Here is a 25,968-nt window from a genome sequence, read left to right as displayed (position 1 = left end):
AGCATGTACAAGCGTTTCGTGGCCCTCGGCGACTCCTTCACCGAGGGTGTCGGCGACGAAGACCCCGCGCGCCCGAACGGCGTGCGGGGCTGGGCCGACCGGGTGGCCGAGCAGCTGGCGGCCGCCGACCCCGGGTTCCGCTACGCCAACCTCGCGATCCGCGGACGGCTGCTCGACCAGGTGGTCGCCGAGCAGCTCGAACCGGCACTGGCGCTGCAGCCCGACCTCGTGTCGATCTACGCGGGCGGCAACGACCTGCTGCGCCCCAAGGCCGACATCGACGCGCTCGCCGCGCGTTTCGAGAACGCCGTCGAGCGGCTCGCCAAGACCGGCGCCACCGTGCTGCTGTTCACCGGGGTGGACGGCGCCGAGGACCCGGTGTTCCGGAAGCTGCGCGGCCGCACCGCGATCTACAACGAGCACACCCGCGTGATCGCCGCCCGGCACGGCGCGCTCGTGGTGGACATGTGGGCCATGCGGCAGCTACGCGACCGGCGCCTGTGGTCGGCCGACCGGCTGCACCTCAACGCGCTGGGCCACACCGAGGTCGCGATCGCCGTGCTCGACGTGCTCGGCCGCCCGCACGGCCTCTCCCCCGCGGCGCTCGGGCCGCGTGAGCTGGTCGACCGGCGGCGGCAGCGCGCGGAGAACCTGCAGTGGGGACGGGAGCACGTGCTGCCCTGGATCGGCCGCCGCCTGCGTGGCGAGTCCTCCGGCGACACCCTGTCCGCGAAACGACCGGTGCTGCTGCCGCTGGACTGATCAGCGGGGACGCAGCCCGTCGAAGACGATTCCCAGCGTGCGGGTGCGCAGCCCGGCGTCGTCGCCGACGTACTCAGCCGCGCGCGAAGCGCCGACCATCAACGCGATCAGCTCGGCGACCCCGACGTCCTCGCGCACCGCCCCCGCCTGCTGCGCCCGCGACAGCAACGCGCCCAGCGCGTCCCGCACCTTCGCACCGACATCCGCGGCGAGCCGGGGCACCTCGGCGCCGGCGGCGGCCAGCGCGTCGGTGTAGGCGTTCTTGGCGGCGGACACGTCCGCCCAGCGCGCGAGGAACACGAAGAAAGCGCTCTCCGGATCGGCCGCGGCCGCGAAGGACTGCGCCTCCTCGGCGAACCGGCGCATCCGGTCCGCCAGCACCGCCTCCAGCAGCGCCTCCTTGGTCGGGAAGTGCCGGAACACGGTCCCGATGCCCACGCCCGCCTCCCGCGCGACCTCCTCGGTCGGCGCGCCGGTGCCCTTGGCGGCGAACACCGTCTCGGCGGCGGCCAGCACCCGCGCCCGGTTGCGGCGGGCGTCGGCGCGCATCGGCCTCGGTTCCGTCATGCGGCGCATCGTAGAACCTCGTGGAGGGCGGCCGGAACGCGGCGGAAGGCGGTGATTCCCGGTCCGGCTCTGGACATTGTCATCCTTGTGAGGGATCGTTTTCGGGAAGTGAAGCCGATCACAGGAGGCTCGGCGGCATGGTTCTCGGACGCGACGAAGCGGACACCGTTCTCCAGGCACAGACCAGCCAGAAGAAGACCCAGGTGCGGCGCGCGGCCTTCGCCAGCGCCATCGGCACGACCATCGAGTGGTACGACTTCTTCCTCTACAACACGGCCGCGGCGCTGATCTTCCCGCAGCTGTTCTTCCCCGCCTCCTCCAGCTACGCGGGGGCGATGCAGTCCTTCGCCACCTACGCCGTCGGTTTCGCCGCGCGGCCCGTGGGCGCGGCGATCTTCGGCTACTGGGGCGACCGGATCGGCCGCAAGACCACGCTCGTCGTCACGCTGCTGATGATGGGCATCGCCTCCGGCGTGGTCGGGGTGCTGCCCGGCGCGGCGACCATCGGGATCGCCGCGCCGCTGATCCTGGTGACGCTGCGGCTGATCCAGGGCATCGCGATCGGCGGCGAGTGGAGCGGCTCCGTGCTGCTCGCCATGGAGTGGGGCGACCAGCGCAAGCGCGGGCTGCTGGGCAGTTTCGCGCAGATCGGCGTGCCGGTCGGGCTCGTGCTCGGCACCGGCGGCATGACCCTGCTGTCCGCGTTGCTGCCGGAGGAGGCGTTCGACTCGTGGGGCTGGCGGCTGCCGTTCCTGGCCAGCCTGCTACTCGTCGCCGTCGGTCTGGTGATCCGGCTGCGCATCCTGGAAACCCCGATGTTCGCCCGGGTCGTCGCGCAGCAGCGGACGTCGCGCAGCCCGGTGGCCGACGCGGTGAAGCACCACTGGCGGGAGATCCTGCTCTCGGCCGGGTTGCGGTTCAGCGAGCAGATGCCGTTCTACCTCTACACCAGCTACGTGCTGGTGTACGTGGTCGCCGAGCACGGCTACTCGAAGACGTTCGTGCTCAACGCCGTCCTGCTCGGCGCGGCGGTGGAGCTGGCGCTGATCCTGTGGTTCTCGCAACTGTCGGATCGGATCGGGCGGAAACGGGTGTACCTGACCGGGGCGGTGCTGACCGGGCTGCTGGCGTTCCCGTACTTCGCGGTGCTGAAGAACGGCGGCGAGGTGCTCATCTTCGTCGCCATCGTGGTGTCGATGATCCCGCACGCCATGCAGTACGGGCCGCAGGCCGCGCTGATCGGCGAGAGCTTCCCGACGCACCTGCGCTACGGCGGCGCCGGGCTCGGCTACCAGCTGGCGTCGGTGTTCGCGGGCGGTCCGGCGCCGCTGCTGGCGACCTGGCTCCTGCACACTACCGGGACGCCGTACTCGATTTCGGCCTACGTGGTGCTTTCGGCGGTGGTCACGATCGTCTGCGTGGCGCTGCTGAAGGACCGCTCACGAGCCGACATCACCGACGACGCGGTCTACCGGCGCTGACCCATTGGTACCAGCCGACCGCGGCGAGCACGGCGAGGGCGATCCCGTAGGGCAGCCAGTTCGACCGGGCTCCCAGCGCGCCGGCCAGTCCGGGCACGAGGATCGCCAGCGCCACCACGGTGGCCAGCACCGACCCCCACAACAGACGCCGCCGCTGCGCGACCGGCGCGGGCTCTTCGCTCACGACTCCAGGATGACACTCGCCCCGCCGGCTCGGGACCACGCCCTGCCGCCCTGGGCCATGCCGCCGAGCGCAGAACTCGCGCCGGGGAGCGTGGGACTCGCGCTCGCGGGCTTGAGGGCTGCGGTCCGGGGCAAAAAAAAATGGGGCCGCACCGGGTGTAGGTGCGGCCCCCGGGTAGGGGCTACTGCTGTGGCGGGGCGGGTGGGGGCTGCTGCGGCGGGTACTGGGGCCGCGGCGGGTTGCCGTAGTGCTGGCCCGGGCTGCGGGTCGGCAGCTGGCCCTGTTGCCCGCCCGCCGTGGGGAACTGCGGTTGCGGCGTGGTCGGCGGCGAGACCGGCTCGGGGGCCGGGGGCTCCACGGCAGGCGCCTCCTGCGCCTCCTCGGCCACCGGGTTGCCGCGTAGCGCGCTGGTCGCCGGCGGGGCCGGCGGCTGCGGCTGGTGCGACAGCGGCCCGGGCACCTCCTGCCGCGCCACTGCCTCGGCCTCGCGCACCGCCTCGGCGATCCGCGGGTCGGTGGAGGTGTCGAACCAGCTGGCGACCTCTTCGTCGTCCAGCGTCGGCGGCTCGGCGCCATCCGTCTCGGCGGGCTCGTACCGGAACACGCCGTCGGCGTCCTGCTTGGCGAACGCCCGGGCGAACTGCTGCAGCGCGTTGCCGTAGTCGCTGGGCACCAGCCACACCTTGTTCGCGTCGCCCTGCGCCATCTGCGGCAGCGTCTGCAGGTACTGGTAGGCCAGCACCTCCGGCGTCGGCTTGCCGGCCTTCACCGCGGCGAACACCTTCTCGATCGCCTTGGCCTGGCCCTGCGCCTGCAGGTAGCGGGCCGCGCGCTCGCCCTGCGCCCGCAGGATCCGCGACTGCCGCTCCGCCTCGGCCGCCATGATGGTGGCCTGCTTGGCGCCCTCCGCGGCGAGGATCTGCGACTGCTTCTGCCCCTCCGCCGTCTTGATCTGCGCTTCCCGCTGACCTTCGGCGTTCAGGATCATCGCGCGCTTCTCCCGGTCGGCGCGCATCTGCTTCTCCATCGAGTCCTGGATGGAGGGCGGCGGGTCGATCGCCTTGAGCTCGACCCGCGCCACGCGGATGCCCCACCGGCCGGTGGCGTCGTCGAGCACGCCGCGCAGCTGGTTGTTGATCTGGTCGCGGGAGGTCAGCGCCTGCTCCAGCGTCATGCCGCCGACCACGTTGCGCAGCGTCGTGGTGGTCAGCTGCTCGACACCGACGATGTAGTTGGAGATCTCGTACACCGCCGCGCGCGCGTCGGTCACCTGGAAGTAGACGACCGTGTCGATGGACACCGTCAGGTTGTCCTCGGTGATCACCGGCTGCGGCGGAAACGACACGACCTGCTCGCGCAGGTCGATGCGGGCCCGCACCTTGTCCAGGAACGGCACCAGGAAGTTCAGGCCGGGCGAGGCGACCGACTTGAATCTGCCCAGCCGCTCGATCACCGCGGCCTGGGCCTGCGGGACCACCATGATCGCCTTCGCGATCGTCACGATCACGAACAGGGCGATGACCGCGACAACAATGATCGCTGCGGTTCCCAAGATCGCTCTCCCGATATGTGGGTTGTGGTTACGGCTCGGGCGCCACCACGGCCGTGGCGCCCGCTATCTCTACCACGGTCACGGTCGTGCCGGGTTCAATTCGCTGACCGTCGGCGATGGACCGTGCGGACCACACGTCGCCGGCCAGCTTGACACGCCCGGAGTGGCCGTCCACAACGGACACGACCACGGCCCTGGCGCCGATCAGGGCCTCGGTGTTGGTGCGGTGACCCGTCCCGGTGAGGAACCGGCGCTTGAGCGCGGGCCGGGCCAGGAAGATCAACGCGCCGGACGCGATCGCGAACACCACCGCGTCGACGACGATGTTGCCGGTGATCAGGGCCGCGCCGGCCCCGAACAACGCGCCGAGGCCGAGCATCAGCAGGAAGAAGTCGCCGGACAGCACTTCGGCGGCCATCAGGACGATGGCGACGATCAGCCAGACGAGCGCCGGTGTCATACGCCCATCGTGGCAGAAGGTGACCGCTCGCGACCAGCGGACAACCCGAAGTGATCTCTGTATGACCTGCCGGATTCAGCCTTCCGGGTCGGTCACGAAGTCGATCAGCCGCTCGACGGCGCCGATCAGCGGCGTCTCCAGGTCGCGGAAGCTGCTCACCGCGGCCAGCACCCGCTGCCAGCCCTCGTAGGTCTCGCCCCAGCCCAGCGCCGCGCACACGCCCTCCTTCCACGGCGTGCCGCGCGGCACCGCCGGCCACGCCCGGATGCCGACCGCGGACGGTTTCACCGCCTGCCACACGTCGACGTAGGGGTGGCCGGTGACCAGCACGTTCTCGTCGCGGATCGCGTCCACCAGGCGGGATTCCTTGCTGCCCGGCACCAGGTGGTCGACCAGGACGCCCAGCCGCCTGCCGGGGCCGGTGCCGAACTCCTCGATCGCCTCGGCCAGCACGTCCACGCCGTCGAGCGGTTCCACGACGACGCCCTCGACGCGCAGGTCGTGCCCCCACACGCGTTCCACCAGTTCGGCGTCGTGCTTGCCCTCGACCCAGATGCGCGAGTCACGCGCGGTGCGGGCCCGCAGCCCCTGCACCTTCACCGACCCGGACGCCGAACGCGCCGAAGCCGGGGACGGCGGCGCGGCCTTCGGCCGTACCAGCGTCACCGGCTTGCCCTCGAGCAGGAACCCGGCGGGCTCCAGCGGGAACACGCGGTGGCGGCCGTGGCGGTCCTCCAGCACCACGTTGCCCTGCTCGAACCGGACCACCGCGCCGCAGAAACCGCTTCCCGGTTCCTCGACCACCAGCCCGCGCTCCGCCACGACCTCGGGGATCTTGCGTCTGCGCGGGCCGGCGAGGATGTCGTCATAGCTGTGGGAGCGCACGATCCGGGACGGTAGCGCCGGGTTCGCCCGTTCGTCGCGCCGCCACGCCGGGGCGCAGCATCAGCGCGGCCACAGCCAGGGCGGCGGCCACGAGACCGGTGCCCACCCAGAAGGCGAGGTGGTAGCCGGCAGTGAGCGCCTCCTCGGTCCGCACCCCGGTCAGCGACCCGGTGCGGGTCGCGGCGAGCACCGCCAGCACCGACAGCCCCAACGCGCCCGCCACCTGCTGCGTGGTGTTGAACAGCCCGGAGGCGAGTCCAGTGTCCTCGGCGGCGGCATCGCGCATGCCCACTCCCATCAGCGCGGGCATGGCCAGGCCGAACCCGATGCCCATCGCCACGGTCGGCCCGAGCACGTCGGTCGCGTAGCCGCCGTCCGCGCGCACCGGGGCCAGCCAGGCGAGCCCGCCGCCGATCACCACCAGCCCGGCGAGCAGCACCCGGTAGTCGCCGAAGCGGGTGGACAGCCGCGGCGAGATGACCAGCGACACCAGCGCGATCGCCGCGGCGATCGGCACCATCGCCAGCCCGGTCGCCTGTGCGCCCAGCCCCAGCACCTGCCGCAGGTGGAGCACGACGAGGAACTGGAACCCGAACATCGCCGACACCAGCAGCGCCATCGTCAGGTTCGCCCCGGCCAGTCCGCGCGAGGCGAAGATCCGCAGCGGCAGCAGCGGGTCGCGGGCCCGGGACTGGCGCACGCCGAACGCGGCCGGCAGCACCAGGGACAGCGCGCCGAAGCCGATCGTGTGCGCCGAGGCCCAGCCGTGGGACTCGACCTCGACGATGGTGTAGACGCCGAACATCAGCGCGGCGGTCACCAGCGCCGCGCCGAGCCAGTCGGCGCCGGCCCGCGGCCCGAGCCCGCGGTCGTTCTCCAGCACCCGCAGTGCGCCCGCGCCGGCGACCAGGCTGATCGGCAGGTTGATGAGGAAGATCCAGTGCCAGCTCAGCGCCTGGGTCAGCAGGCCACCGGCGATGCTGCCGATCGAGCTGCCCGCGGCCTGCCTGAAGCTGAACGTGCCCAGCGCCTTCGCGCGTTCAGCCGGCTCCGGGAACAGCCGGACGACCATGCCGAGCGCGACCGCGGTCGAGGCGGCGCCGCCCGCGCCCTGCAGGAACCGCGCGGCCATCAGGATTTCCGGGTTCCAGGCGAGCCCGGCGAGCAGCGAGGCCAACGTGAACACGGCCATCCCGGCGAGAAATACGCGGCGGCGGCCGGCCAGGTCGCCGAGACGGCCGGCGAGCAGCAGCAGCCCGCCGAACGGGATCAGGTAGGCGTTGACGACCCAGGACAGGTTGGACGGCGTAAAGCCGAGGTCGTCGCGGATCGCGGGCAGGGCGACGTTCACGATCGTGGTCGAGCACGATCATGAACGTCCGCGCGGACAGCACGGCGAGCGCGAGCCACCGCGAGCGGGCGGCCGGCTGATCGAGGGACATGGCCTTGACCTCCAAGAGGGCACGATTTGTAACTGGGGCAATGATGTGAGCCCGTAACGGCGCCCGGAAGAAGGTAGTTCCCTGTGCCAGAGACACAGGGATGTACCACTCCTGGTCCCGCCGTGACCCTGTGAGGCAGCTCACGCACGCCATGGGATACGGGTGGTAACTGAGGGGCCGGCATGGAACCATCGAGGTATGGCTGCTGACACCGCTTCGCCGGTCACCGAGGCTTGCCCCATCGTCGAGGTGCTCGACCACGTCGCTGGCAAGTGGGCGGTCGGCATCCTGGTCACCGCCGCGCACGGCCCGGTCCGCTTCACCGAGCTGGAGCGGGAGGTGGAGGGCATCAGCCGCCGCATGCTGACGCTGACGCTGCGCAAACTGGAGCGCGACGGCCTGCTGGTGCGGACCGTGTACCCGACGGTGCCGCCGCGCGTGGAGTACACGCTCACCGACATGGCGCGCGAGCTGCACCAGACGCTGGTCGGGCTGACGTCCTGGGCGGAGAAGCACCGGGGCGAGATCGCCGCGGCCCGCCGCGCCTACGACGAGCAGCAGACCGCGGCGACGGTCTAGGACTGGCCGGGGAGCGGCCCCCGGCGGTGCAGGTCGACGGCACACCGCGGGCGGCTCTGGTGCAACCGAACCTAGATGACGCGGACGGCCGCCTCCGCGGCGATGCGGAACTCGATCACCGACGGCAGCTCCGCCAGGTCCAGCGCCTGCTTCAGCCGGGCCACGCCGTCGTCGACGATGTGCTCCCGCAGCGCGGTCAGGTCGGTGCCCGGTTCGGCGGTCACCGTCACCAGCAGCGTCGGCCGGTCCTGCGGGCCGGACAGCGTCGCGTCCGCCGAGCGCACCTGCGGGTAGGCCGCGATCTCCGACTCGAACGGCGCGACCGCCGCGACCGCGGACAGCTTCGTGACGCCGTGGGACGGATCGTCCTCCAGCCGCCAGGTCCGCGTCTTCGGCCGCCGCATCGCCTGCGCGGCCAGCCACCGCAGGAACAGCAGCCCCAGCGCGACGGCCACCACCACGGTCACGTACAACACCCACGTCGGCGGCCGGTCGTCCCCGGGCGCCAACGGCGCGGTCCGGTCCAGGAGGGCCAGCCAGCCGAGCGAGGTGGCCAGCGCGAACCCGCCCGCGGCGACCAGGGCGAGCCCGATCAACGCGAGCAGCGTCCGGTTGAGCCGGGCAGGACGGTTCAGGTTGGTCATGGCGTCCTCCGCACGTGCACCTTCACCCGTGGCCGCCGCGCCGGGCCGATGCGGTCCAGCTGGTCCTCGACCGCCTGCCGCACCTGGCTCGCCACGTCGTCGGCGGCCAGCCGGCTGCCCCGCACCTTCGCGGTCACGCTGCGCCGCCGCAGCCGCACCTTCGCCGACTCCACCCCGTCGGCGGACTCGGCCGCCGACCGCAGGCTGCCGGTGATGCTGCGGCGGCTCGCCCCGGCCTTGACCGGCGCACTGCTTCCCCCCGACAGGGGCAGTACGAGCGCACGGCCGGGCAGCACCGCCGCCAGCAGCACCAGCAGGCCCAGCGCGGCGAGCACGCCGCCGCCGATCGCCACGGGAAGCGCTTCCCAGCGCGTGGCGTGCAGCCGGGCCGCGACAGCGTCGTAGTCCAGCGCCGGCCGCTCGCCCAGCAGCAGCTGCACCGCGCTGGTCGCCACCAGCGCGCACGCGACCACCCCGGCCAGTGCCACCAGCGAGGCCGGCAGGCTGCGCCGGGACCGGCGGATCATGCCAGGCTCCTTTCCCGTGACCGGTCGCTGTGCAGCGCGGTCACCGTGATGTCCACCCGCTCCACGACCAGCCCGGTCAGCTCGCCGACCTCACGCGCCAGTCGTTCCCGCGCCGCCCGCGTCGTGTGGGCGACCGGCGCCGGGTAGCCGACCGACAGCTCGACGGCCAGGCTGACCCGGCCGTCCCGTACCCGGGCGGTCACGTTGGCCGGCTGCTCCGGATCACCGCTGCCCACGGCGACGCCGAGCACCCGGCGGGCCGCGCCGCCGACCCCGTCCAGCCCGGTGATCACCTGTTCCGCGATGCGCTGCACCGCCCGGTCGGCCACGACCGTGGTGCCGCGCCGCTGCGGCGCTTCGACGGTCACTAGCTCACCTCCGCTCGCGATCGGTGAACTGGGACAGGTCGAGCTTGCCATCGAGCACCCTGCCGACCAGCAGGCCCAGCCCGCCCAGCACGGCGACGACCAGGAACGCGCCGAACCCGCCGAACGCGGCGGCCAGGCCGAGGACGAGCCCGGTCAGCAGACCGGCGATCGTGGCGCTCACGTCACTGCACCCGCGCGGGCGCGCCGCCCTGCGGCTCGTCGTCGTCGGGCAGGTGCACGTCGTTGACGGTGATGTTGACCTCGACGACCTCCAGCCCGGTCATCTGCTCGATCGCGCCGATCGCGTTGGCCCGCACCGCCTGCGCCAGGTCGGCGATGGACACCCCGTACTCGACCACGATCTGCAGGTCCACCGCGGCCTGCTTCTCCCCGACCTCCACCGACACGCCCTGGCCGACGCTGCCGCTGGCGCCCGGGATGCGCTCGCGCAGCGCGTTGAACGCCCGCGCCGCGCCGCCGCCCAGGTCGTACACCCCCGGGATCTCCCGGGCCGCCAGCCCGGCGATCTTCTGCACCACCGTGCTCGCGATCGTGGTGGTGCCCTGGCTGGTCACCAGCGAGCTCGTCGCCGGCTTGCTCACCGCGGTGGCCTTCTCCTCGGTTCCGGTGCTCATCATCTCTCCCCTTTCCGGTTGGTGTTCCCACTTCTTCGACACCGACGGCGCGCGAACCTCACGCGCCGAACGCGGATCCGTCCACATCGGTCACCACGAGCCGGATGACCGCGTCCGCATAAGCGCTTCCGACGAGCGCCTTCGCGACCGCGTCCCCGGCCAGCCGCAGCCGCGGTGGCAGCGGCAGCGCCGTGGCGACCAGGCGCACGCGCACCAGCTCGGGTGTCAGGTCGACCGCCAGTGCGGCCGGGTTCCACGACGCCACCGGCCGCAACGCGGGCGCGGCCGGCCGGATCCCGTCCACTTCGGACAAAGCGGTCAGGATCGCCTCGACGTGCTCGGCGCGGGCGGTCATCGGACCACGTCCAGCACGGTCACCGACACGCGGCCGGGTTCAACGCCGGTGTCCAGGGCCAGCCGGGCGCGCACCTCGCGCTGCACGGCCCTGGCGACGGCGGCGGCCTGCGCGCCGGCGCGGGTGGCGATGCCGACCCACACCTCCACGTCGTGCCCGGCGCGCCGCACGCCGACACCGTCCGCGGGCGCCGGGGCGAGCCCCTTGACCTGCTGCCACCGGGACCGGCCCCAGCCGCGCACCAGCCCGGCCATCCCCGGTTCGAGCCGGGCCACACCCGGCACCGCCCTGGCGGCGGCCGCGGCCACCGACGCCACCACGGCGTCCTCCACATGCCACTCGACGTGCACCTGTACCCCCTCAGCGGTCGTAGAGGTCGTCGACCCTCAGATCCAGCCGCACCAGCTGGACCCCGATCGCGGACGTGCAGGCGGCGGTGAGGCGGTCCCGCAGGCGCGCCAGCACCTCGGCGAGGTCGTCGCGGTAGGCGGCGGCCACCGACAGTTCCGCCTCGATCAGGGTCTGCCCGTCGGTGATGCCGCTGGTGAGCACCCGGCAGCGGCGGGCGCGGATGCCGTCCGTCTCGTCGGCGGTGAACCGCAGCACGGCCGCGACCGCCTGCTCGCTCACTTCGAGCGTGCCGGGCTCGGGCGCGGACAGCGGCACCATTCCCCGGTGGCGGCGCACGTCGGCGCGCACCGCGGCCATGATCCTGCCGGTCAGGTCCAGTGGCGGCTGGGTCTCGTCGGCCGCCAGCTCGCGGGTCGCGTCCCGCAGCGCGAGGAGGCTGCCGCGCGCGGTCGAGCAGTGCGGACAGGTCAGGTCGTGCTCCGTGACCGCGTCGAGGCGGTCCCACACGTCCTCCAGCGCCCGGCCGCAGGGCAGGTCGTGGGTGGTCTGGTCTAGCGCCATGGCCGCATCACCTCCGCCAGTTGCGCGCGGGCCCGCGCGATGCGCCCGCGGACCGCGGTGGGCGAGGCCGACACGGCCTCCGCGATCTCCTCGTAGGACCGGCCGTGCACCTCGCGCAGCAGCCAGCAGGCCCGCTGCTCCGGGGTCAGCCCGGCCAGCGCCGTGGTCAGGGCCGCCATCTGGGCGCTCACCTCGGCGGCACGCTCGGGCCGGGTGTCGCCACGCGGGGTTTCCGTGTCGTCCGGGTCGACGTCGGTGACCGGGCGGCGGGCGCGGATCACGTTGAGGCAGCGGTTCGTGGTCGACCGGTACAGCCAGCCGACGAAGGCGCCGTCGTCCTGGAGCTGCTCCAGGCGGCGCCACACGGTCAGGAACACCTCCTGCACCACGTCTTCGGCGTCACCGGCGGCGGCGAGCATGCGCAGCGCGAGCCGGTACATCGGGCCCTGGTAGCGGCGCACCAGCTGCTCGTAGGCGCGCACGTCGCCGTCTCGCGCCCGCGCGACCAGCGTCGCGTCGTCCAGGACCTCGCCGAGGTCGGTCCCGGCCGTCACCGCATCCCGCCCATGCGCAGCCTCCCCGTGTTCGCACCCGATTCACTAGGCCAGACACGGGGCACGGCGAAAGCTCACGCCCCGGTCCATCACGAGTTCGGGTGAGGGCGGCCACCGGATCGGTGGAACGTCAGAACAACGGCCAGGGGATGGCGCGCCAGTCGTCGCCGGGTTCGGGGAACACGCCGGTGGCCACCAGCATCTCCGCGCGCTCGGCGATGGCGCTGATCTCCAGCTTCGTCAGGTGCGGTGCGAGCTGCTCGCCCAGGTCGCCGCGGATCTTCTCCGGCAGCGCGCGCAGCTTCTCCAGCGTCTCGGCGGGCAGCGGGTCGCCCACCCAGCCCCACAGCACCGTGCGCAGCTTCGGCTCGGCGTGCAGGCAGATGCCGTGGTCGACGCCGTACACCGTGCCGTCGGTTCCGACCAGCACGTGCCCGCCCTTGCGGTCGGTGTTGTTGGCGATGATGTCCAGGACCGCGAGGTCCCGCATGCCCGGGTGGTCGGCGTGCGCGAGCACCGCGGGCTCACCGGCCCGGTCGTGGGCGTGCAGCACGATTTTCCAGTCGTCCGGCACGTCCTTCGGCGACCGGACGGCGATCAGCTCCTCGTCGCCGGTCTCCACCCACAGCTGCACCATGCCTTCGCCGAACGGGCCGTCCCGCAGCACCGTCGGCGGTACCCGGCCCAGCCCGGCGGCCTCGGACAGCAGCGCGGTGGCGACCTCGCGCCCGGCGAGCGTGCCGTCCGGGAAGTCCCACAGCGGCCGCTCGCCCGACACCGGTTTGTACACCGCCTGCGCCGACAGCCCGTCCAGCTCGACCGAGCAGAACAGCGTGACGTTCGAGGCGTCGACCAGGCGGCCTTCGACCGTCAGGCGGCCGCGCGTGAGCAACTCCCTGGCGTGCGGATCGGCTGGACCGACCGGTGGGGCCACGTCTAGCTCTCGTCGGCCAGGTCGGTGTTGCGCCGGTAGCCGTTCTGCCGCGGGCAGATGTGGCCCTCCGGGTCCAGCGGCTCGCCGCACAGCGGGCACGGCTTGCGCCCGGCGCGCACGACCCGGTCGGCGCGCTCGGCGAACGCCCGCGCCGCGGCAGGGCTGAGGAACACGCGCACCGCGTCCGGGCCCTCCTCGGTGTCGTCGAGCACGACGGTCTCGTCGACCTCGCCCTCGGTCATCGCGAGCAGCTCGATCACGACCGCGCTGGTCTCGGCGTCCCAGCCCAGGCCCATCGTGCCGACCCGGAACTCCTCCTCGACCGGGACCTCGAGCGGGTCGACATCGACGAGGTCGTCGGGCACGGTTTCGGGCACCTCGGCGCCGAACCGCGCGACGATCTCCTCCAGCAGCGAGGCCAGGCGCTCGGCGAGCACCTGCACCTGCTGCTTCTCGATCGTCACGCTCACCGTTCGGACGTCCTCGGTGGCCTGCAGGTAGAAAGTGCGGTCGCCCGGTTCCCCGACGGTCCCTGCGACGAACCGGTCAGGCTGGCGGAAGACGTGGATTACACGAGCCATGGCACCCCCGACCCTATGCCACCGTTTCATGATCGGCATCCGCCGCCCCCGCTTGCATCTTAGTTAGAGTGCGGCGGTGGCTGAAACCGCGCCGTACGGCACCTGGACCTCCCCCATCTCCGCCGCCGACGTCGCCGCCGCGGGCGGTGGCGCGCAGTGGCTCGACGTCGTGGGCGACGCCGTCTGGTGGGCCGAGGCCCGGCCCGCCGAAGGCGGCAGGCTGACGCTGGTCCGTGCTGGTCAGGACGGTGCGGAGGAGATGCTGCCGCCGCCGTGGAACGCCCGGAACCGGGTGCATGAGTACGGCGGCCGGCCGTGGCTGGTGATCGGCCGGACCCTCTACTTCACCCACTGGGACGACCAGCGGGTGTACGGGCGCGACCTGGACAGCGGCGAGGTGGTTCCGGTCACACCGGAGCCGCACGTGACGCAGGGCGTCCGGTACGGCGACCTCCGGCCCGGACCGGACGGCGCGGTGTGGGCGGTGCGGGAGACGAGCACCGGGCCGCGACGCACCGACGTCCGGCGCGACCTGGTGTCGATCACCGGTCGCGAGGTGGTGCCGCTGGCGGCGACCCACCACTTCCTGACCGCGCCGCAACTGTCGCCGGACGGCCGGCTCGCGGCGTGGCTGGGCTGGGAGCACCCGCACATGCCGTGGGATGCCACCGAACTGTGCGTGGCCGAGGTGCGGCCCGGCGGGTTCGGCCCGCACCGGGTCCTCGCCGGCGGCCCCGGCGTGTCGGTCTGCCAGGTGGAGTGGGCCGGGGACGGCACTCTGCTGGCGCTGATGGACCCGGACGGCTGGTGGAACCTGCACCGGATCGGGCTCGACGGGACGGCCGCCGCGCTCGTCCCCGGCGAGCGGGAACTGGGCGGGCCGCTGTGGAAGATCGGGTCGAACTGGTTCGTGCCGCTGGGCGACGGCAGGCACGCCGTGCTCGACTCCGGCCGCCTGGCCGTGCTGGACGAGAACAGCGGAACGGTCACGCCCGTCGCGGAGCACCTGACGAGCTGGGCGGCGACCCTGGCGCGGCACGGGACCGGGGTCGCGGGCATCGCCGCCGGACCGCGACACGAGAGCGCCGTCGTGCACGTCGACCTCGGCAGCGGCGCGGTGACCGAGCTGACCCCGCCCGCGCGCCCGCTGCCGCCCGCGGAGTACCTGCCGGTGCCGCAGGAACGGATGTTCCCCGGCCCGGACGGCGTCGAGATCCCGGCCTACGTCTACCCGCCGGCCAACCCCGGGTTCACCGGGCCCGAGGGCGAGCGCCCGCCCTACCTGGTGCACGTCCACGGGGGTCCCACCGGGCGCGTGTCCGGCGACCTCGCCCTGGACTTCGCCTACTTCACCAGCCGCGGCATCGGGATCGTCGCGGTCAACTACGGCGGCTCGGTCGGCTACGGGCGCGCCTACCGGGAACGGCTGCGGGAACAGTGGGGCGTGGTCGACGTGCGGGACTGCGCCGCGGTGGCCGAAGCGCTCGCGGCCGAAGGCGCCGCCGACCCGGCGCGGCTCGCGATCCGCGGCGGCAGCGCGGGCGGCTACACGTCGGCGGCGTCCATGACGAGCGTGACCACCTACCGCGCGGCGACGATCAAGTACCCGATCCTCGACCTGGCCGAGTGGACCGGCGACGGCGGCGAGACCCACGACTTCGAGTCCCAGTACGTGCTCGGGCTCGTCGGGCCGCTGCCGGAGACGCGGGAGCGCTACGTGGAGCGGTCGCCGCTGCGGCACGCCGCCCGGCTGGCCGGGCCGGTGCTGCTCCTGCAGGGGCTCGACGACCAGATCTGCCCGCCCGAGCAGGCCGACCGGTTCGTCGCGGCGCTGACCGGCAGCGGCATCCCGCACGCCTACCTGACGTTCGAGGGCGAGCAGCACGGGTTCCGGCGTGCGGAGACCATGATCGCGGCGCTGGAGGCCGAGCTGTCGTTCTACGGGCAGGTGTTCGGGTTCGCCACGCCCGGGGTGCCGAAGCTGGAGCTGCGCTCGTGAAGACCGTCGCCCTGGTCGCGCCCGCCGGGCCGGTCGCCCCGGAGCGGCTGGAGCGGGCGCTGGCCGTGCTCGGCTCGTGGGGGCTGCGGGTGCGCAACCTCGTCAAGCCGGGTTCGCGGCACGCCTCCTACCTGGCCGACACCGACGCGGCGCGGGCGGAACTGTTCACCGCGGCGTGGCTGGACACGGAGGTGGACGCCGTGCTCGCGGCGCGCGGTGGCTACGGCACGCATCGGATGCTGGACCTGCTGGACTGGCCCGCGCTGCGCGGCGCCGGCGCGAAGGTGTTCGCCGGGTCGAGCGATGTGACGGCGCTGCACGCGGCGATCCACCAGCACCTGGGCCTGCCGACGTTGTTCTCGCCGATGCCCGCGGGCGACTACTGGGACGACGCCGGCGGTTCGGGGTTGCGCCGCGCGTTGTTCGAGCCGGGACCGGTGACGCTGCCCGGCACCGAGGCGCTGGTCGCGGGCACGGCGCGAGGCCGGTTGACCGGCGGGAACCTGAGCCTGCTCGCCTCCAGTGTCGGCGCACCGGAACAGGGCGGCGCGCGGGACGCGATCGTCGTGCTGGAGGACGTGACGGAGCCGGTCTACCGGCTGGACCGGATGCTCACGCAACTGCTGCGCTCCGGCTGGTTCGACGGCGTGGCCGGGATCGTGCTGGGCACGTGGACCCAGTGTGGGGACCCGGCGCAGGTGCGGGCGCTGATGCTGGACCGGCTGGCGCCGCTGGGGGTGCCGGTGCTCGCCGGGGTGCCGTTCGGGCACGTCGAGGGGTCGCTGACGGTGCCGCTCGGGGTCGAGGCCGTGCTGGAGACCGATGCGCTGCGGGTGGTGACCGGTGCGGCTTGATCCGGCGGAGGCGCGGGCCCGGTTCGTGGCATCGCGGGTGGCGCGGCTGGCGACCGTGTCGGCGGACGGGCAGCCGCATCTGGTGCCGGTGACGTTCGCGGTGTCCGGGGACGAGATCGTGTTCGCGGTCGACCACAAACCGAAGTCGACGCACGCATTGCGACGGCTGGCGAACATCGCGGCGAACCCCGCGGTGACCTTCCTGGCCGACGCCTACGACGAGGACTGGACCAGGTTGTGGTGGGCGCGGGCCGACGGCATCGCGACGGTCGAGGCGCCGGGGCCGGTGCCGCTGCTGGTGGCGAAGTACCCGCAGTACGCGGAGCGGCCGCCGGAGGGCCCGGTGGTGCGCACCCGCGTGACCCGGTGGAGCGGCTGGGCAGGAACCGGCCCGGCCGGCCCCTGAGCGGTGACGCGATCTGTACAGGCGGCGCCTCGATCGAGGCCGACGGGCAGTCGGCGACGAGCAGCGCCGGCTCCGACGGCGGCGGGACGATGTCGCTCGCCGGCTAGTCCTTCGCGACGAAGTCCGGCACCTCGGGCTGGCGCCGCCACGCGCCGACCAGGCCGAGGGGGTCCGGGCGCAGCAGCGAGGCCGCCGCGTAGACCGACAGCGCCAGGACCACCACGACGAACCACCAGTCGTAGAGGGCCTGCTCGCCCGTCGGGTAGTAGGCGAGCACCAGGAACGATGCCACGGCGACCACGATGGCCAGGTGCCTGCGCCGCCACGGGAACGCCGACGCGATCACGAAGCCCCAGGTCAGGTACCACGGCAGGGTCGGTGGGGCGAGGATCGCGGTGGCCAGCAGCGTCATGGCCATCCGGAAGATCGCCTCGTTGCCGCCGTTGCGGGCCTTCCACCACTGCCGCACGCCGAACGCGGCCAGCGTCAGCATCGCCAGCGCACGGGCCACCGTCACGAACGGCGACTCCGGCACGGTGATCACCAGGTTCACCAGCGTGTGCGCCAGCTGCCCGATCCCGGTCGGGAAGTTCAGCCAGTTCGTCACCAGCGTCGGCGCCTGCAGGCCGGTCACCCAGCCCAGGTTGAACGAGCCGAGCGAGACCCAGGTGCCGACCACGAACACGATCCCGAACAGGCCGACCGAGATCACGCCCGCCTGGAGGAAGTTGCGGATCCGGCTGGGGTGCGGCAGGTGGTTGGCCCACACCCACACCAGGAACGGCAGCGCGACCGCCGCGGTCGGCTTGATCAGCATGCCGATCGTGACCAGCACGATCGCGACCGCGTGCTTGCGTTCCAGTGCGGCGAGCACGCCGATGGTCAGGAAGCCCAGCATCAGCAGGTCGTTGTGCGGGCCGCCGACGAGGTGGATGACGGTCATCGGGCTGGCGACCGCGAGCCACACGGTGATCGGCAGCTTGCCGCCGAGGTGGCGCACCAGCCGCGGCAGCGCCCACAGCATCATCGCCAGGCCGATGAGCAGCACCAGGCGCGTCGCGATGACGCCGGCGATCACGTTGTCGCCGGTCAGGGCGACGACACCCTTGGCGATCAGCAGGAACAGCGGGCCGTAGGGCGCCGGGGTGGTCTGCCAGACCGGGTGCACGTTCTGCACCACGTCGCGCAGCACCTCGAGCTCGGCCGGGCCGTGCTCGTACGGGTCGAGCCCGTGCAGCAGCTGCGCGCCCTGGCCGAGGTAGGAGAACACGTCGCGGGTGAACAGCGGCGGCGAAATCAGCAGCGGCGCCATCCAGCACGCCGCGGCGACGAGGATCGGCCTGCTGCCGATGCGCCCGGCGAGCATGTAGCGGCCCAGCCGGACCCATGCCCACACCACGAGCGCGAACCCGCCGTAGAGCACCGCGTTGGCGAGCATCTGCCCGTGCCCGTAGCGGACCCAGGACAGCGGGCCGTGTCCGAGGACCGGGTCGCGGATCAGGATGCCACCAGCCCCGAGCGCGCCGATGAGAAGCAGGAGACTGCCGAGGGTGCCCATCGCGATCGTGCGGTACGGGAACCGCGAGGGCACGCGCACGCGCGCGGCCGGGTGCGCCTGCGCGGGCGCCCCGGGAGCGGGGTCAGTGGTGGTCGCCATTTCGTCCACGGAGATTACACACCGTTCCCGTGCCGGTTCGCGCCGGGAACGTCATTTCCTTGACTTGCGGGCATTCAGGACGGTAGTGATGCTCGCGTCGTTCCTCCCGGAAGCGCGGCGAGCAGGGACCGCGTGTAGTCGTGCGCCGGGTGGAGCAGGACCTCCTCGACGGTGCCGACCTCGACGAGTTCGCCCCGGTACATCACGGCCACGCGGTCGGCGATGTTCCACGCCAGCCCGAGGTCGTGGGTGATCACCAGGCCGGCCAGCCCGAGTTCGCGGCGCAGCCGCAGCAGCAGCCCGAGGATCTCGCCGCGCACCGAGGCGTCCAGCGACGCGACGGGCTCGTCGGCGACGAGCACCCCCGGCCGCAGGGCGAGCGCGCCGGCGATGACCACGCGCTGCCGTTGCCCGCCGGAGAGCTCGTGCGGCAGCCGGTGCAGGAACTGCTCGGCCGGGCGCAGTTCCGCGGCCTCCAGCGCCTCGGTCACGATCTGCCGCTCGTCGCCGGGCATCCGGTGGATGCGCGGCCCCTCGGCGACCGCCTCGTAGACGGTGTGCCGCGGGTTGAGCGCGCTGGCCGGGTCCTGCAGCACCAGCTGGACGTGCCGCCGGTAGGCCTTGAGCGCCACGCCCGAGGCGGGCACCGGCTGCCCGTCGTAGCGGACCACGCCGGAGGTCGGTTTCTGCAGACCGAGCAGGGTGCGGGCCAGGGTGGTCTTGCCCGAGCCGGACTGGCCGACGAGCGCGACGATCTCGTTGCGCCGCACCTGCAGGTCCACGCCCGCGACGGCGTCGATGCGGGCGCCGCGCCGGTCGCGGAAGCTCACCCGCAGGTTCTCCGCGGCCAGCAGCACGTCCGGCGCGGGCCGGGTGTCCGGCTCCGGCGGCAGCGGCGCGGTGGTGGCGGGCGCGAACCGGGCGGCCGGGTCGCCGACCGTCGGGAACGCGGCGGCGAGCGCGCGGGTGTGCTCGTGCCGCGGCGAGCGCATCACCTCGGCGGACGGGCCCTCCTCGACGATCTCACCGCGGTACATCACGGCGATGCGCGCGCAGGTCGCGGCGAGCACGGACAGGTCGTGGCTGATCATGATCAGCGCGAGTCCGTGCTCGGCGACCAGCCGGGTCAGCAGGTCGAGCACCTGGGCCTGCACGATGACGTCGAGCGCGGTGGTCGGCTCGTCGGCGATGATCAGCCGCGGCCGGCAGGCCAGCGCCATCGCGATCATGACGCGCTGCTTCTGCCCGCCGGACAGCTCGTGCGGATAGGCCCCGGCGCGCGAGGCGGGCAGGTCCACCGATTCGAGCAGTTCCGCGACCCGGCCGTCGACGTCGGTGGCCGAGGGGTCGTGCAGCCGGATGGGCTCGGCGATCTGGTCGCCGATGGTGCGGACCGGGTTGAGCGCGTGCATGGCGCCCTGGAACACCACGGACGCCTCGGCCCACCGCACCGCGCGCAGGTGGCCCCAGCGCATGGTGGTGACGTCCTCGCCGTCGAGCCGGATCTCCCCGGTGACCTTCGCGGATTTGGGCAGCAGCCGCAGCACGCTCATCGCGACCGTGGACTTGCCCGAGCCGGACTCCCCGGCCACGCCGAGGGTCTCCCCCGGCGCGAGTGTGAGGTCCACACCACGCACGGCCTCGACGTCCCGGTAGGTGACGCGCAGGTCCTTGATCTCCAGCAGGTTCACGCGTGCTCCCCCTTCAGCCGCGGGTTGAGCACCGTCTCCAGCGCGCGGCCGGCGAGGGTGAACGACAGCACGATCACCACGATCGCCAGGCCGGGCGGGATCAGGTACCACCACGCTCCGCCGGTGACCGCGCCGGAAGACAGGGCGCGCTGCAGCATCTGGCCCCAGGACGGCGCGGTCGGGTCGCCGAGACCGAGGAAGGACAGCGTGGACTCGGCGATGATCGAGTTGCCCACCACGAGGGTGGTGTTGGCCAGCACCAGCGGCAGCACGCCGGGCAGCACGTGCTTGCCGATGACGTGCAGGTGCCCGCCGCCCAGCGCGCGGGCCCGTTCGATGTAGGGCCGCGACTCGATGGTCAGGGTCTGCGCGCGCACCAGCCGCGCCGTGGTGGGCCACGAGGTGACGCCGACCGCGACGATGATCGTCGGAACGCCGTGCGGCAGCACGGTGGACAGCGCGATCGCCAGCACCAGCGAGGGCAGCACCAGGAAGAAGTCGGTGAACCGCATCAGCAGGCCGGAGACCCAGCCGCCGAAGTGCGCGGCGGTGATGCCGACGAGCGTGCCGATCAGCACGGACAGGATGGTCGCGGCGAACCCGACGAGCAGCGACACCCGCGCGCCCCACAGGGTGAGCAGCAGGACCGAACGGCCGTCGATGTCGGTGCCGAGCGGGAACTCGCCGCTGGGCGGCTGCAAGGGCTTTCCGGGCGCGTTGACCACGTCCAGCCCGGCCGGGGCGGTGATCACCGGCGCGAGCACCGCCAGCAGCACCACCAGCACGAGGACGCCGAGTCCGGCCAGACCGCCGCGGTCGGCGGCGAACTCGCGCCACACGGCGGCGGCCGCGGCGCGGCGGCGCTGCCAGGCGATCGCGGCAGGCGCGGTCACTGCGCACGCACCCGCGGGTCCAGCACGCGGTAGAGCACCTCGGCGATCAGGTTCATCACGATGACCGAGCCGGCCATGACCACGAAGACTCCTTGCAGCAGCGGCAGGTCCGGCACCCGCAGCGCTTCGTAGGTGAGCAGTCCCAGCCCGGGCCAGGAGAACACGGTCTCGACCGTGACGGTGCCGGACACCACCAGGCCGAACTGCAGGAACACCAGCGTCACGGTGGGCAGCAGGGCGTTGGGCACCGCGTGGCGGCGGCGCACCAGGTCCTCGCGCAGCCCCTTGGCGCGGGCGGTGGTGAGGTACTCGGCGTTCATCTCGCCGAGCAGCGACGACCGCATGACCAGCATGTACTGGGCGTAGATCACCGCGAGCAGCGTGACGCACGGCAGCACCAGGTGGTGGGCTATGTCGAGCAGCTGCGGGAAGAATTCCGGCGGGGTGTCCGGGGAGCGCATGCCGCCGCTGGGGAACACGCCCTGGGTGGCGATGAGCAGCAGTAGGCCCAGCCAGAACTGGGGCATCGACCACAGCGTCAGCGCGATTCCGGTGTGGGTGCGGTCGAACAGGCTGCCCCGCCGCCACGCCGCGCGCACGCCGAGCCACAGCCCGAGCGCCACGGCCAGCACTGTGGCGGTGCCGACGAGCAGCAGCGTCGGGCCGAGCCGCTCGCCGATCAGGGCGCTCACCGGCCGGTTGTAGCCGTAGGAGGTGCCCAGGTCGCCGCGCAGCAGCCCGCCGAGGTAGTCCAGGAACTGCTGGAGCAGCGGCTGGTCCACGCCGAGCCGGGCACGCAGCTGCGCCAGCTGCTCCGGGCTGGTGGGCCGGTCGCGGGTCAAGGTGGTGACCGGGTCGCCGGGGATCATCCGGAACAGCAGGAAGCCCAGCGCGACCACGAGCAGCAGGCTGCCGATCGCGCCGCCGAGCTTGCCGAGCAGGAACCGGGCGGTGCCGGTGCCGCGGCGGGGCTCGTCGAGCTCCGCCGCGGCGGTGGAGAGCGCGTTCGTCACGCCTACTCCTGGTCGTCGGCGGACTTGCGCCGCCGCCCGGCCGCCGTGCCCGCGATGGCCAGCACGACCACGATCCCAGCGCCGATGGCGATCCAGGCGCCGCCGGACGGGCCGCCGCTCGCGGACGAGCCGCCCTCGGCCGGGGTCGCGCCGTAGAAGCCCCAGTAGCCGCTCTGCTCCATGATCTGGCCGGTGCCCGCGGGCTGCTTGGTGAAACTCGCGAAGTTGTCCGAGCGGTAGGCCTCCAGCACGTTGTCGTAGTCCAGCACGATGCTGGGCACCTGGCTGTAGTAGCGGGCCTGGGCCTGCTTGACGAAGCCGGCGCGCGTGGCCGGGTCGAACTCGGTGCTCTCCGCGGCGTAGAGGCGGTCGAACTCGGGGTCGCAGAAGAAGGCGGTGCTACTGCTGCTGCCCGCCACGGCGGGCAGCGCGGCGCAGGTCTGCTTGGACAGGATGTAGTCCGGGTCGGGGCTTGTGCCCCAGCCGGAGAACGCCAGGTCGTAGGTGCCGTTGTTGGTGCGCTCGTCGACCTCGTTATCGGAGACCAGCTGCTTGGTCACCTTGATGCCGACCGCGCCGAGCCAGCTGACCACGTAGTCGGAGGCGCGCTGGGCGAAGTCCTCGCTGGCGCGGCCGAGCAGCCGCAGCTCGATGGGCTTGCCGTCCGGGCCGATGCGGGTGCCGTCGGCCCCGCGGGGGTAGCCGGCCTGGTCGAGCTGGGCGTTGGCGGCCGCGGGGTCGAAGGTGTAGCGCTCGTTCGCGGCGGGTTCCCAGTGGTAGGCCGGGAAGGAGGCGGGCACGATGCCGCCGCCGGTCTGGCCGTAGCCGCCGAGCACCTTGTCCACCAGGGTCTGCGGGTCCAGGGCGCGGGCGATGGCCTGCCGCACGCGCACGTCCTTGAGCACCGGGTTGCCGTCGCCGATCGGCTGGCGGGACTGGGTCTGGGCGCCGTGATTGACGATGATCTCGCGGTAGCGGCGGCCGATCGCCTGGTTGGTGGTGATGCCCTCGGCGTTCTTCAGCGTGTCGAACTGCGTCGAGGTGAGCCGGTTGACGAAGTCGACCTCGTTGTTCCTCAGCGCGTTGACCGCGGCCTCGGAGTTCTTGTAGCTGATGAACTGCAGCTCGTCGATCTTGGCGCGGCCGCGCCAGTAGTCCGGGTTGGCCTTGAGCCGGACCAGCTCGTTCGGCCGGTACTCGGTGATCAGGAACGGGCCGTCGCCGACGCCGACGACGGGCACCGAGTCGGTGGCCGGGTCGGTCATGTTCGGCTGGTTCGCCCAGATGTGCTCGGGCACGATCGGCACGTCCAGCGCGGTCATGCTGGCCTGCGGGGTCTTGGTCCTGATGACGAGGGTGCGGTCGTCGGTGGCGGTGACGGACTCGAAGTTCTCGACGTAGGTGCCGTTGGCTTCCTGGGCGTTCTCGTCGGTCATGATCCGCGTGAACGTGTAGGCGGCGTCCTTCGCGGTGACCGGCTGCCCGTCGGACCACTGCACGCCGTCCCGGATCTTGTAGGTCCAGGTGAGCTTGTCCGGCGAGGTGGACCAGGACTCGGCCAGGCCCGGCGCGGGGGTGTTGTCCTCGGCCGAGGGCAGGGTGAGGAACTCCCAGGCCATGCGCCCGACCATGGTGCTGGAGGCGAACGAGGCGAGGAACGGGTTCAGGTGGTCGATCTCCTGCACCAGCGCCACGCGCAGCACCGTGCCGCTCTGCTGCTGCGCCTGCGCCGCGGGCACGAACGGGCCCGCCACCAGCGCCGCGGCGGCCACCGCCGCGCCCACGCGCGTTCGTCTCGGGAAACGCATCCCCACAGGTCCCACCTCTCTGGCTGATTCCGAAACCGGAAAGTAACCACTTCCAAGCACGCGGAGTCAACGACTCACGGCTGGCGTTGCCGAGCCGTGACGTAAGGTCTGGACCATGCGGATCTTGATCTCGGCGGACATGGAGGGCGCCACCGGTGTCACCTGGACCGACGACGTCGTCCCCGGCACCGAGCAGTGGCAGCGCTTCCGGCGGCTGTTCACCGGGGACGTCAACGCGGTGGTCCGCGGCCTGCACGCGGGCGGTGCGAGCGACGTGCTGGTCAACGAGGCGCATTCGTCGCAGCGCAATCTGCTGCTGGAGGACCTGGACGACCGGGCCCGCCTGCTCACCGGGCGGCACAAGCCGCTGTCGATGATGCAGGGCATCGACTCCGGCGTGGACGGGGTGGTGTTCCTGGGCTACCACGCCGGGGCGGGCGCGGACGGGGTGCTGTCGCACACCTACCTGGAGAACCAGATCACCGGGGTGTGGCTGGACGAGGTGCCGGCGAGCGAAGGCCGTCTGAACGCCGCGCTCGCCGCCGAGCACGGGGTGCCGGTGCTGCTGGTGTCCGGCGACGACCGGACGTGCGAGGACGCCGCGGACTACGCGCCGGGCGCGCAGCTGGTCGCCGTCAAGGAGTGCGTGAGCCGCTACGCCGCGATCTGCCTTCCCCCGTCGAGGACCGCCGAGATGCTGAGCGCGGCCGCACGGGCGAGCATGGACCGTGCGGTGCGGGCGCCGGGTGCGGCCGCCGCGCACCGCATCGAGGTCGAGTTCGACGCGAGCCACCTGGCGCAGGCCGCCGCGGTGGTGCCGACCGTCGAGCAGACCGGTGTGCGCCGGGTCGGGTTCGACGCGGCATCGATGACCGAAGCGATGAAGGCGTTCAAGGTGGTCACGGCGATCGCCGCGGGCGCGGTGCAGGGGAAGTATGGCTAACGTCGAGAGTCTGTGCGCGCAGCTGCTGCGGTTCGACACCACCAACCGCGGCCACGGCGACGCCGAGGGCGAGCGGGACGCGGCGGAGTTCGTCGCGGGCGTGCTCGCCGGCGCCGGCCTCGAACCGGTGGTGCTGGAGTCCGCGCCGCGGCGCACCAACGTGGTCGCCCGGCTCCCCGGCGCCGACCCCGCGCTGCCGGCGCTGCTCGTGCAGGGGCACCTGGACGTGGTGCCCGCCGACGCCGCGGACTGGACGGTGCCGCCGTTCGCCGGGGAGGTCCGGGACGGCTACCTGTGGGGCCGGGGCGCGGTGGACATGAAGGACTTCATCGCGATGGTGCTGACCGCGGTCGCGGACGGGCTGCGGCCGCGGCGCGACCTGGTGCTGGCGTTCGTGGCCGACGAGGAGGACCGCGGCGAGTACGGGGCGCACTGGCTGGCCGACGAACACCGCGAGCTGTTCGACGGGTGCGTGGCCGCGATCAGCGAGTCCGGCGGCTACACCTACCACGTGCCCGCGGCCGACGGCTCGGTCAAGCGGCTCTACCCGGTGGGCACGGCCGAGCGCGGCACCGCGCACATGCGGCTGACCGCGCGGGGCCGGGCCGGGCACGCCTCGCGGCCCAACCACGAGAACGCAGTGGTGCGGCTGATCGAGGCGCTGAACCGGATCGCCGCGCACGAGTGGCCGGTCACGCTGACCCCGACGGTGGAGGCGTTCCTGGTCCGCACCGGCGCGGCGCTCGGCGTCGAAGTGGATCTGTCCGATGTGGAGGGCACGGTGGCGCGGCTGGGCCCGGCGGCGAAGCTCGTCGAGCCGACCATCCGCAACAGCACCACCCCGACGATGCTCGACGCCGGGTACAAGGTGAACGTGATCCCGAGCCTGGCGCAGGCCCAGATCGACACCCGGACCCTGCCGGGCACCGAGAAGCAGCTGCTGGACGAGCTCGACGAGCTACTCGGGCCGGACGTCACGCGCGAGTTCGTGGCGCACCAGCCGGCCGTGCAGGCGCCGGTGGACTCCCCGTGGTTCGCCGCGATGGCCGAGGCGCTGCGGTCGCAGGACCCGGAGGCGGTCGTGGTGCCGTACTGCATGGGCGGCGGCACGGACGCCAAGGCGTTCAGCCCGCTGGGCATCGCCTGCTACGGCTTCGCGCCGCTGTGGCTGCCCGAGGGCTTCGAGTACCGGGCGATGGCCCACGGCGTCGACGAGCGCGTGCCGCTGGAGGGGCTGCACTTCGGGAAGCGCGTCCTGGAGCACTTCCTCACCCACTGCTGA

The 25,968-nt window shown here is 72.8% G+C and carries 30 protein-coding genes; 8 read left to right on the top strand and 22 right to left on the bottom strand.

Annotation, left to right across the window (positions count from 1 at the left end):
* Nucleotides 1-3 precede the first annotated feature (3 nt).
* A complete protein-coding gene (locus tag AMETH_RS17335; RefSeq protein WP_026153118.1) occupies nucleotides 4-762 on the top strand; it encodes an SGNH/GDSL hydrolase family protein in 759 nt (252 codons plus the stop codon).
* Here AMETH_RS17335 and AMETH_RS17330 read toward each other — a convergent pair whose 3' ends face one another.
* Nucleotides 763-1,329: a TetR/AcrR family transcriptional regulator gene (locus AMETH_RS17330; protein ID WP_017982385.1), complete on the bottom strand. Its 567-nt coding sequence runs from the start codon at nucleotides 1,327-1,329 to the stop codon at nucleotides 763-765.
* A 137-nt stretch (nucleotides 1,330-1,466) separates the two neighbouring features.
* Between AMETH_RS17330 and AMETH_RS17325 the strand changes: the two genes are divergently transcribed.
* Nucleotides 1,467-2,810: an MFS transporter gene (locus AMETH_RS17325; protein ID WP_017982384.1), complete on the top strand. Its 1,344-nt coding sequence runs from the start codon at nucleotides 1,467-1,469 to the stop codon at nucleotides 2,808-2,810.
* On the opposite strand, the gene AMETH_RS17320 is transcribed toward AMETH_RS17325, so the two are convergent.
* From AMETH_RS17320 to AMETH_RS17300, 5 genes are all read right to left on the bottom strand, one after another.
* Nucleotides 2,782-2,994 (bottom strand): hypothetical protein, encoded by a 213-nt coding sequence (locus AMETH_RS17320; protein ID WP_017982383.1) that lies wholly within the window; start codon nucleotides 2,992-2,994, stop codon nucleotides 2,782-2,784. The two genes, AMETH_RS17325 and AMETH_RS17320, sit on opposite strands and share 29 nt — an antisense overlap.
* 181 nt (nucleotides 2,995-3,175) lie before the next feature.
* Nucleotides 3,176-4,546: an SPFH domain-containing protein gene (locus AMETH_RS17315; RefSeq protein ID WP_017982382.1), complete on the bottom strand. Its 1,371-nt coding sequence runs from the start codon at nucleotides 4,544-4,546 to the stop codon at nucleotides 3,176-3,178.
* A 28-nt stretch (nucleotides 4,547-4,574) separates the two neighbouring features.
* The gene (locus tag AMETH_RS17310; protein ID WP_017982381.1) at nucleotides 4,575-5,006 is read right to left on the bottom strand and encodes an NfeD family protein; all 432 of its coding nucleotides are present in this window, start codon (nucleotides 5,004-5,006) and stop codon (nucleotides 4,575-4,577) included.
* A gap of 75 nt (nucleotides 5,007-5,081) precedes the next feature.
* A complete protein-coding gene (locus AMETH_RS17305; RefSeq protein ID WP_017982380.1) occupies nucleotides 5,082-5,891 on the bottom strand; it encodes a DUF3097 domain-containing protein in 810 nt (269 codons plus the stop codon).
* Complete coding sequence (locus AMETH_RS17300; RefSeq protein ID WP_017982379.1) at nucleotides 5,872-7,242, bottom strand: MFS transporter; 1,371 nt, start codon at nucleotides 7,240-7,242, stop codon at nucleotides 5,872-5,874. The genes AMETH_RS17305 and AMETH_RS17300 overlap by 20 nt, the downstream gene beginning before the upstream one ends.
* A 289-nt stretch (nucleotides 7,243-7,531) precedes the next feature.
* On the opposite strand from AMETH_RS17300, the gene AMETH_RS17295 reads away from it, so the two are divergent.
* Nucleotides 7,532-7,912, top strand: a complete 381-nt coding sequence (locus tag AMETH_RS17295; RefSeq protein ID WP_017982378.1) for a winged helix-turn-helix transcriptional regulator — start codon at nucleotides 7,532-7,534, stop codon at nucleotides 7,910-7,912.
* A gap of 71 nt (nucleotides 7,913-7,983) precedes the next feature.
* Here the strand turns inward: AMETH_RS17295 and AMETH_RS17290 are convergent, their stop codons facing one another.
* From AMETH_RS17290 to AMETH_RS17240, 11 genes are all read right to left on the bottom strand, one after another.
* A complete protein-coding gene (locus AMETH_RS17290; protein WP_017982377.1) occupies nucleotides 7,984-8,556 on the bottom strand; it encodes an alkaline shock response membrane anchor protein AmaP in 573 nt (190 codons plus the stop codon).
* Nucleotides 8,553-9,083, bottom strand: a complete 531-nt coding sequence (locus tag AMETH_RS17285; RefSeq protein WP_017982376.1) for a DUF6286 domain-containing protein — start codon at nucleotides 9,081-9,083, stop codon at nucleotides 8,553-8,555. The genes AMETH_RS17290 and AMETH_RS17285 overlap by 4 nt, the downstream gene beginning before the upstream one ends.
* Entirely contained in the window at nucleotides 9,080-9,451 is a 372-nt protein-coding gene (locus tag AMETH_RS17280; RefSeq protein ID WP_017982375.1) for an Asp23/Gls24 family envelope stress response protein, read from the bottom strand. The genes AMETH_RS17285 and AMETH_RS17280 overlap by 4 nt, the downstream gene beginning before the upstream one ends.
* A 4-nt stretch (nucleotides 9,452-9,455) precedes the next feature.
* Nucleotides 9,456-9,632, bottom strand: a complete 177-nt coding sequence (locus tag AMETH_RS38735) for a hypothetical protein (protein ID WP_017982374.1) — start codon at nucleotides 9,630-9,632, stop codon at nucleotides 9,456-9,458.
* A gap of 1 nt (nucleotide 9,633) precedes the next feature.
* Nucleotides 9,634-10,089 carry an Asp23/Gls24 family envelope stress response protein gene (locus AMETH_RS17270; protein WP_017982373.1) on the bottom strand — a complete coding sequence of 152 codons (456 nt, stop codon included), beginning with the start codon at nucleotides 10,087-10,089 and terminating at the stop codon, nucleotides 9,634-9,636.
* A 55-nt stretch (nucleotides 10,090-10,144) separates the two neighbouring features.
* On the bottom strand, nucleotides 10,145-10,441 hold the full coding sequence (locus AMETH_RS17265; RefSeq protein ID WP_017982372.1) for a hypothetical protein: 297 nt from the start codon (nucleotides 10,439-10,441) through the stop codon (nucleotides 10,145-10,147).
* Nucleotides 10,438-10,791, bottom strand: coding sequence for an Asp23/Gls24 family envelope stress response protein (locus AMETH_RS17260; RefSeq protein ID WP_020486702.1), 354 nt, complete (start codon nucleotides 10,789-10,791; stop codon nucleotides 10,438-10,440). The genes AMETH_RS17265 and AMETH_RS17260 overlap by 4 nt, the downstream gene beginning before the upstream one ends.
* A gap of 10 nt (nucleotides 10,792-10,801) precedes the next feature.
* Entirely contained in the window at nucleotides 10,802-11,353 is a 552-nt protein-coding gene (locus AMETH_RS17255) for an anti-sigma factor (protein ID WP_017982370.1), read from the bottom strand.
* The gene (locus tag AMETH_RS17250) at nucleotides 11,344-11,907 is read right to left on the bottom strand and encodes an RNA polymerase sigma factor (protein ID WP_017982369.1); all 564 of its coding nucleotides are present in this window, start codon (nucleotides 11,905-11,907) and stop codon (nucleotides 11,344-11,346) included. Before AMETH_RS17250 ends, AMETH_RS17255 begins: the two co-directional genes overlap by 10 nt.
* A 130-nt stretch (nucleotides 11,908-12,037) precedes the next feature.
* Nucleotides 12,038-12,841 (bottom strand): SCO1664 family protein, encoded by an 804-nt coding sequence (locus tag AMETH_RS17245; RefSeq protein ID WP_026153117.1) that lies wholly within the window; start codon nucleotides 12,839-12,841, stop codon nucleotides 12,038-12,040.
* 2 nt (nucleotides 12,842-12,843) lie between these two features.
* Complete coding sequence (locus AMETH_RS17240) at nucleotides 12,844-13,422, bottom strand: DUF3090 domain-containing protein (RefSeq protein WP_017982367.1); 579 nt, start codon at nucleotides 13,420-13,422, stop codon at nucleotides 12,844-12,846.
* Nucleotides 13,423-13,498: 76 nt separating this feature from the next.
* Between AMETH_RS17240 and AMETH_RS17235 the strand changes: the two genes are divergently transcribed.
* The 3 genes from AMETH_RS17235 to AMETH_RS17225 are packed head-to-tail and all read left to right on the top strand — an operon-like array spanning nucleotide 13,499 to nucleotide 16,681.
* Nucleotides 13,499-15,421, top strand: a complete 1,923-nt coding sequence (locus AMETH_RS17235) for a S9 family peptidase (protein ID WP_017982366.1) — start codon at nucleotides 13,499-13,501, stop codon at nucleotides 15,419-15,421.
* Entirely contained in the window at nucleotides 15,418-16,275 is an 858-nt protein-coding gene (locus AMETH_RS17230; RefSeq protein WP_017982365.1) for a S66 peptidase family protein, read from the top strand. The genes AMETH_RS17235 and AMETH_RS17230 overlap by 4 nt, the downstream gene beginning before the upstream one ends.
* Nucleotides 16,265-16,681: a TIGR03668 family PPOX class F420-dependent oxidoreductase gene (locus AMETH_RS17225; RefSeq protein ID WP_017982364.1), complete on the top strand. Its 417-nt coding sequence runs from the start codon at nucleotides 16,265-16,267 to the stop codon at nucleotides 16,679-16,681. The genes AMETH_RS17230 and AMETH_RS17225 overlap by 11 nt, the downstream gene beginning before the upstream one ends.
* A gap of 103 nt (nucleotides 16,682-16,784) precedes the next feature.
* Here AMETH_RS17225 and mptB read toward each other — a convergent pair whose 3' ends face one another.
* The 5 genes from mptB to AMETH_RS17200 all read right to left on the bottom strand — a co-directional run bounded on the left by mptB (nucleotide 16,785) and on the right by AMETH_RS17200 (nucleotide 23,719).
* Nucleotides 16,785-18,338: a polyprenol phosphomannose-dependent alpha 1,6 mannosyltransferase MptB gene (gene mptB / locus AMETH_RS17220; protein ID WP_017982362.1), complete on the bottom strand. Its 1,554-nt coding sequence runs from the start codon at nucleotides 18,336-18,338 to the stop codon at nucleotides 16,785-16,787.
* A 74-nt stretch (nucleotides 18,339-18,412) separates the two neighbouring features.
* Complete coding sequence (gene nikE, locus AMETH_RS17215) at nucleotides 18,413-20,029, bottom strand: nickel ABC transporter ATP-binding protein NikE (RefSeq protein WP_017982361.1); 1,617 nt, start codon at nucleotides 20,027-20,029, stop codon at nucleotides 18,413-18,415.
* Nucleotides 20,026-20,922 (bottom strand): ABC transporter permease, encoded by an 897-nt coding sequence (locus AMETH_RS17210; RefSeq protein WP_017982360.1) that lies wholly within the window; start codon nucleotides 20,920-20,922, stop codon nucleotides 20,026-20,028. The genes nikE and AMETH_RS17210 overlap by 4 nt, the downstream gene beginning before the upstream one ends.
* Nucleotides 20,919-21,935, bottom strand: a complete 1,017-nt coding sequence (locus AMETH_RS17205) for an ABC transporter permease (RefSeq protein ID WP_017982359.1) — start codon at nucleotides 21,933-21,935, stop codon at nucleotides 20,919-20,921. The genes AMETH_RS17210 and AMETH_RS17205 overlap by 4 nt, the downstream gene beginning before the upstream one ends.
* A gap of 2 nt (nucleotides 21,936-21,937) precedes the next feature.
* Complete coding sequence (locus AMETH_RS17200) at nucleotides 21,938-23,719, bottom strand: ABC transporter substrate-binding protein (RefSeq protein ID WP_017982358.1); 1,782 nt, start codon at nucleotides 23,717-23,719, stop codon at nucleotides 21,938-21,940.
* 139 nt (nucleotides 23,720-23,858) lie between these two features.
* Between AMETH_RS17200 and AMETH_RS17195 the strand changes: the two genes are divergently transcribed.
* Together AMETH_RS17195 and AMETH_RS17190 are read left to right on the top strand one after the other, a co-directional pair.
* Nucleotides 23,859-24,686 (top strand): M55 family metallopeptidase, encoded by an 828-nt coding sequence (locus AMETH_RS17195; RefSeq protein WP_017982357.1) that lies wholly within the window; start codon nucleotides 23,859-23,861, stop codon nucleotides 24,684-24,686.
* On the top strand, nucleotides 24,679-25,968 hold the full coding sequence (locus AMETH_RS17190; protein WP_017982356.1) for a M20/M25/M40 family metallo-hydrolase: 1,290 nt from the start codon (nucleotides 24,679-24,681) through the stop codon (nucleotides 25,966-25,968). The genes AMETH_RS17195 and AMETH_RS17190 overlap by 8 nt, the downstream gene beginning before the upstream one ends.

Origin of the sequence: Amycolatopsis methanolica 239 (genome assembly GCF_000739085.1) — a bacterium.
In the GTDB taxonomy this organism is placed as follows: domain Bacteria; phylum Actinomycetota; class Actinomycetes; order Mycobacteriales; family Pseudonocardiaceae; genus Amycolatopsis_E; species Amycolatopsis_E methanolica.
Note: the sequence above shows the minus strand (reverse complement) of the source record. Positions and strands in the feature narration are given on the sequence as shown.

Excerpts from the sequence above, each read along its gene's own strand:
- AMETH_RS17325 (WP_017982384.1), top strand. The coding sequence starts at position 1,467 with ATGGTTCTCGGACGCGACGAAGCGGACACCGTTCTCCAGGCACAGACC.
- AMETH_RS17190 (WP_017982356.1), top strand. The coding sequence starts at position 24,679 with ATGGCTAACGTCGAGAGTCTGTGCGCGCAGCTGCTGCGGTTCGACACC.
- AMETH_RS17285 (WP_017982376.1), bottom strand. The coding sequence starts at position 9,083 with ATGATCCGCCGGTCCCGGCGCAGCCTGCCGGCCTCGCTGGTGGCACTG.
- AMETH_RS17240 (WP_017982367.1), bottom strand. The coding sequence starts at position 13,422 with ATGGCTCGTGTAATCCACGTCTTCCGCCAGCCTGACCGGTTCGTCGCA.
- AMETH_RS17330 (WP_017982385.1), bottom strand. The coding sequence starts at position 1,329 with ATGACGGAACCGAGGCCGATGCGCGCCGACGCCCGCCGCAACCGGGCG.
- AMETH_RS17310 (WP_017982381.1), bottom strand. The coding sequence starts at position 5,006 with ATGACACCGGCGCTCGTCTGGCTGATCGTCGCCATCGTCCTGATGGCC.
- AMETH_RS17295 (WP_017982378.1), top strand. The coding sequence starts at position 7,532 with ATGGCTGCTGACACCGCTTCGCCGGTCACCGAGGCTTGCCCCATCGTC.
- AMETH_RS17290 (WP_017982377.1), bottom strand. The coding sequence starts at position 8,556 with ATGACCAACCTGAACCGTCCTGCCCGGCTCAACCGGACGCTGCTCGCG.
- AMETH_RS17335 (WP_026153118.1), top strand. The coding sequence starts at position 4 with ATGTACAAGCGTTTCGTGGCCCTCGGCGACTCCTTCACCGAGGGTGTC.
- AMETH_RS17255 (WP_017982370.1), bottom strand. The coding sequence starts at position 11,353 with ATGGCGCTAGACCAGACCACCCACGACCTGCCCTGCGGCCGGGCGCTG.
- AMETH_RS17265 (WP_017982372.1), bottom strand. The coding sequence starts at position 10,441 with ATGACCGCCCGCGCCGAGCACGTCGAGGCGATCCTGACCGCTTTGTCC.
- AMETH_RS17195 (WP_017982357.1), top strand. The coding sequence starts at position 23,859 with ATGCGGATCTTGATCTCGGCGGACATGGAGGGCGCCACCGGTGTCACC.
- AMETH_RS17270 (WP_017982373.1), bottom strand. The coding sequence starts at position 10,089 with ATGATGAGCACCGGAACCGAGGAGAAGGCCACCGCGGTGAGCAAGCCG.
- mptB (WP_017982362.1), bottom strand. The coding sequence starts at position 18,338 with ATGGCGACCACCACTGACCCCGCTCCCGGGGCGCCCGCGCAGGCGCAC.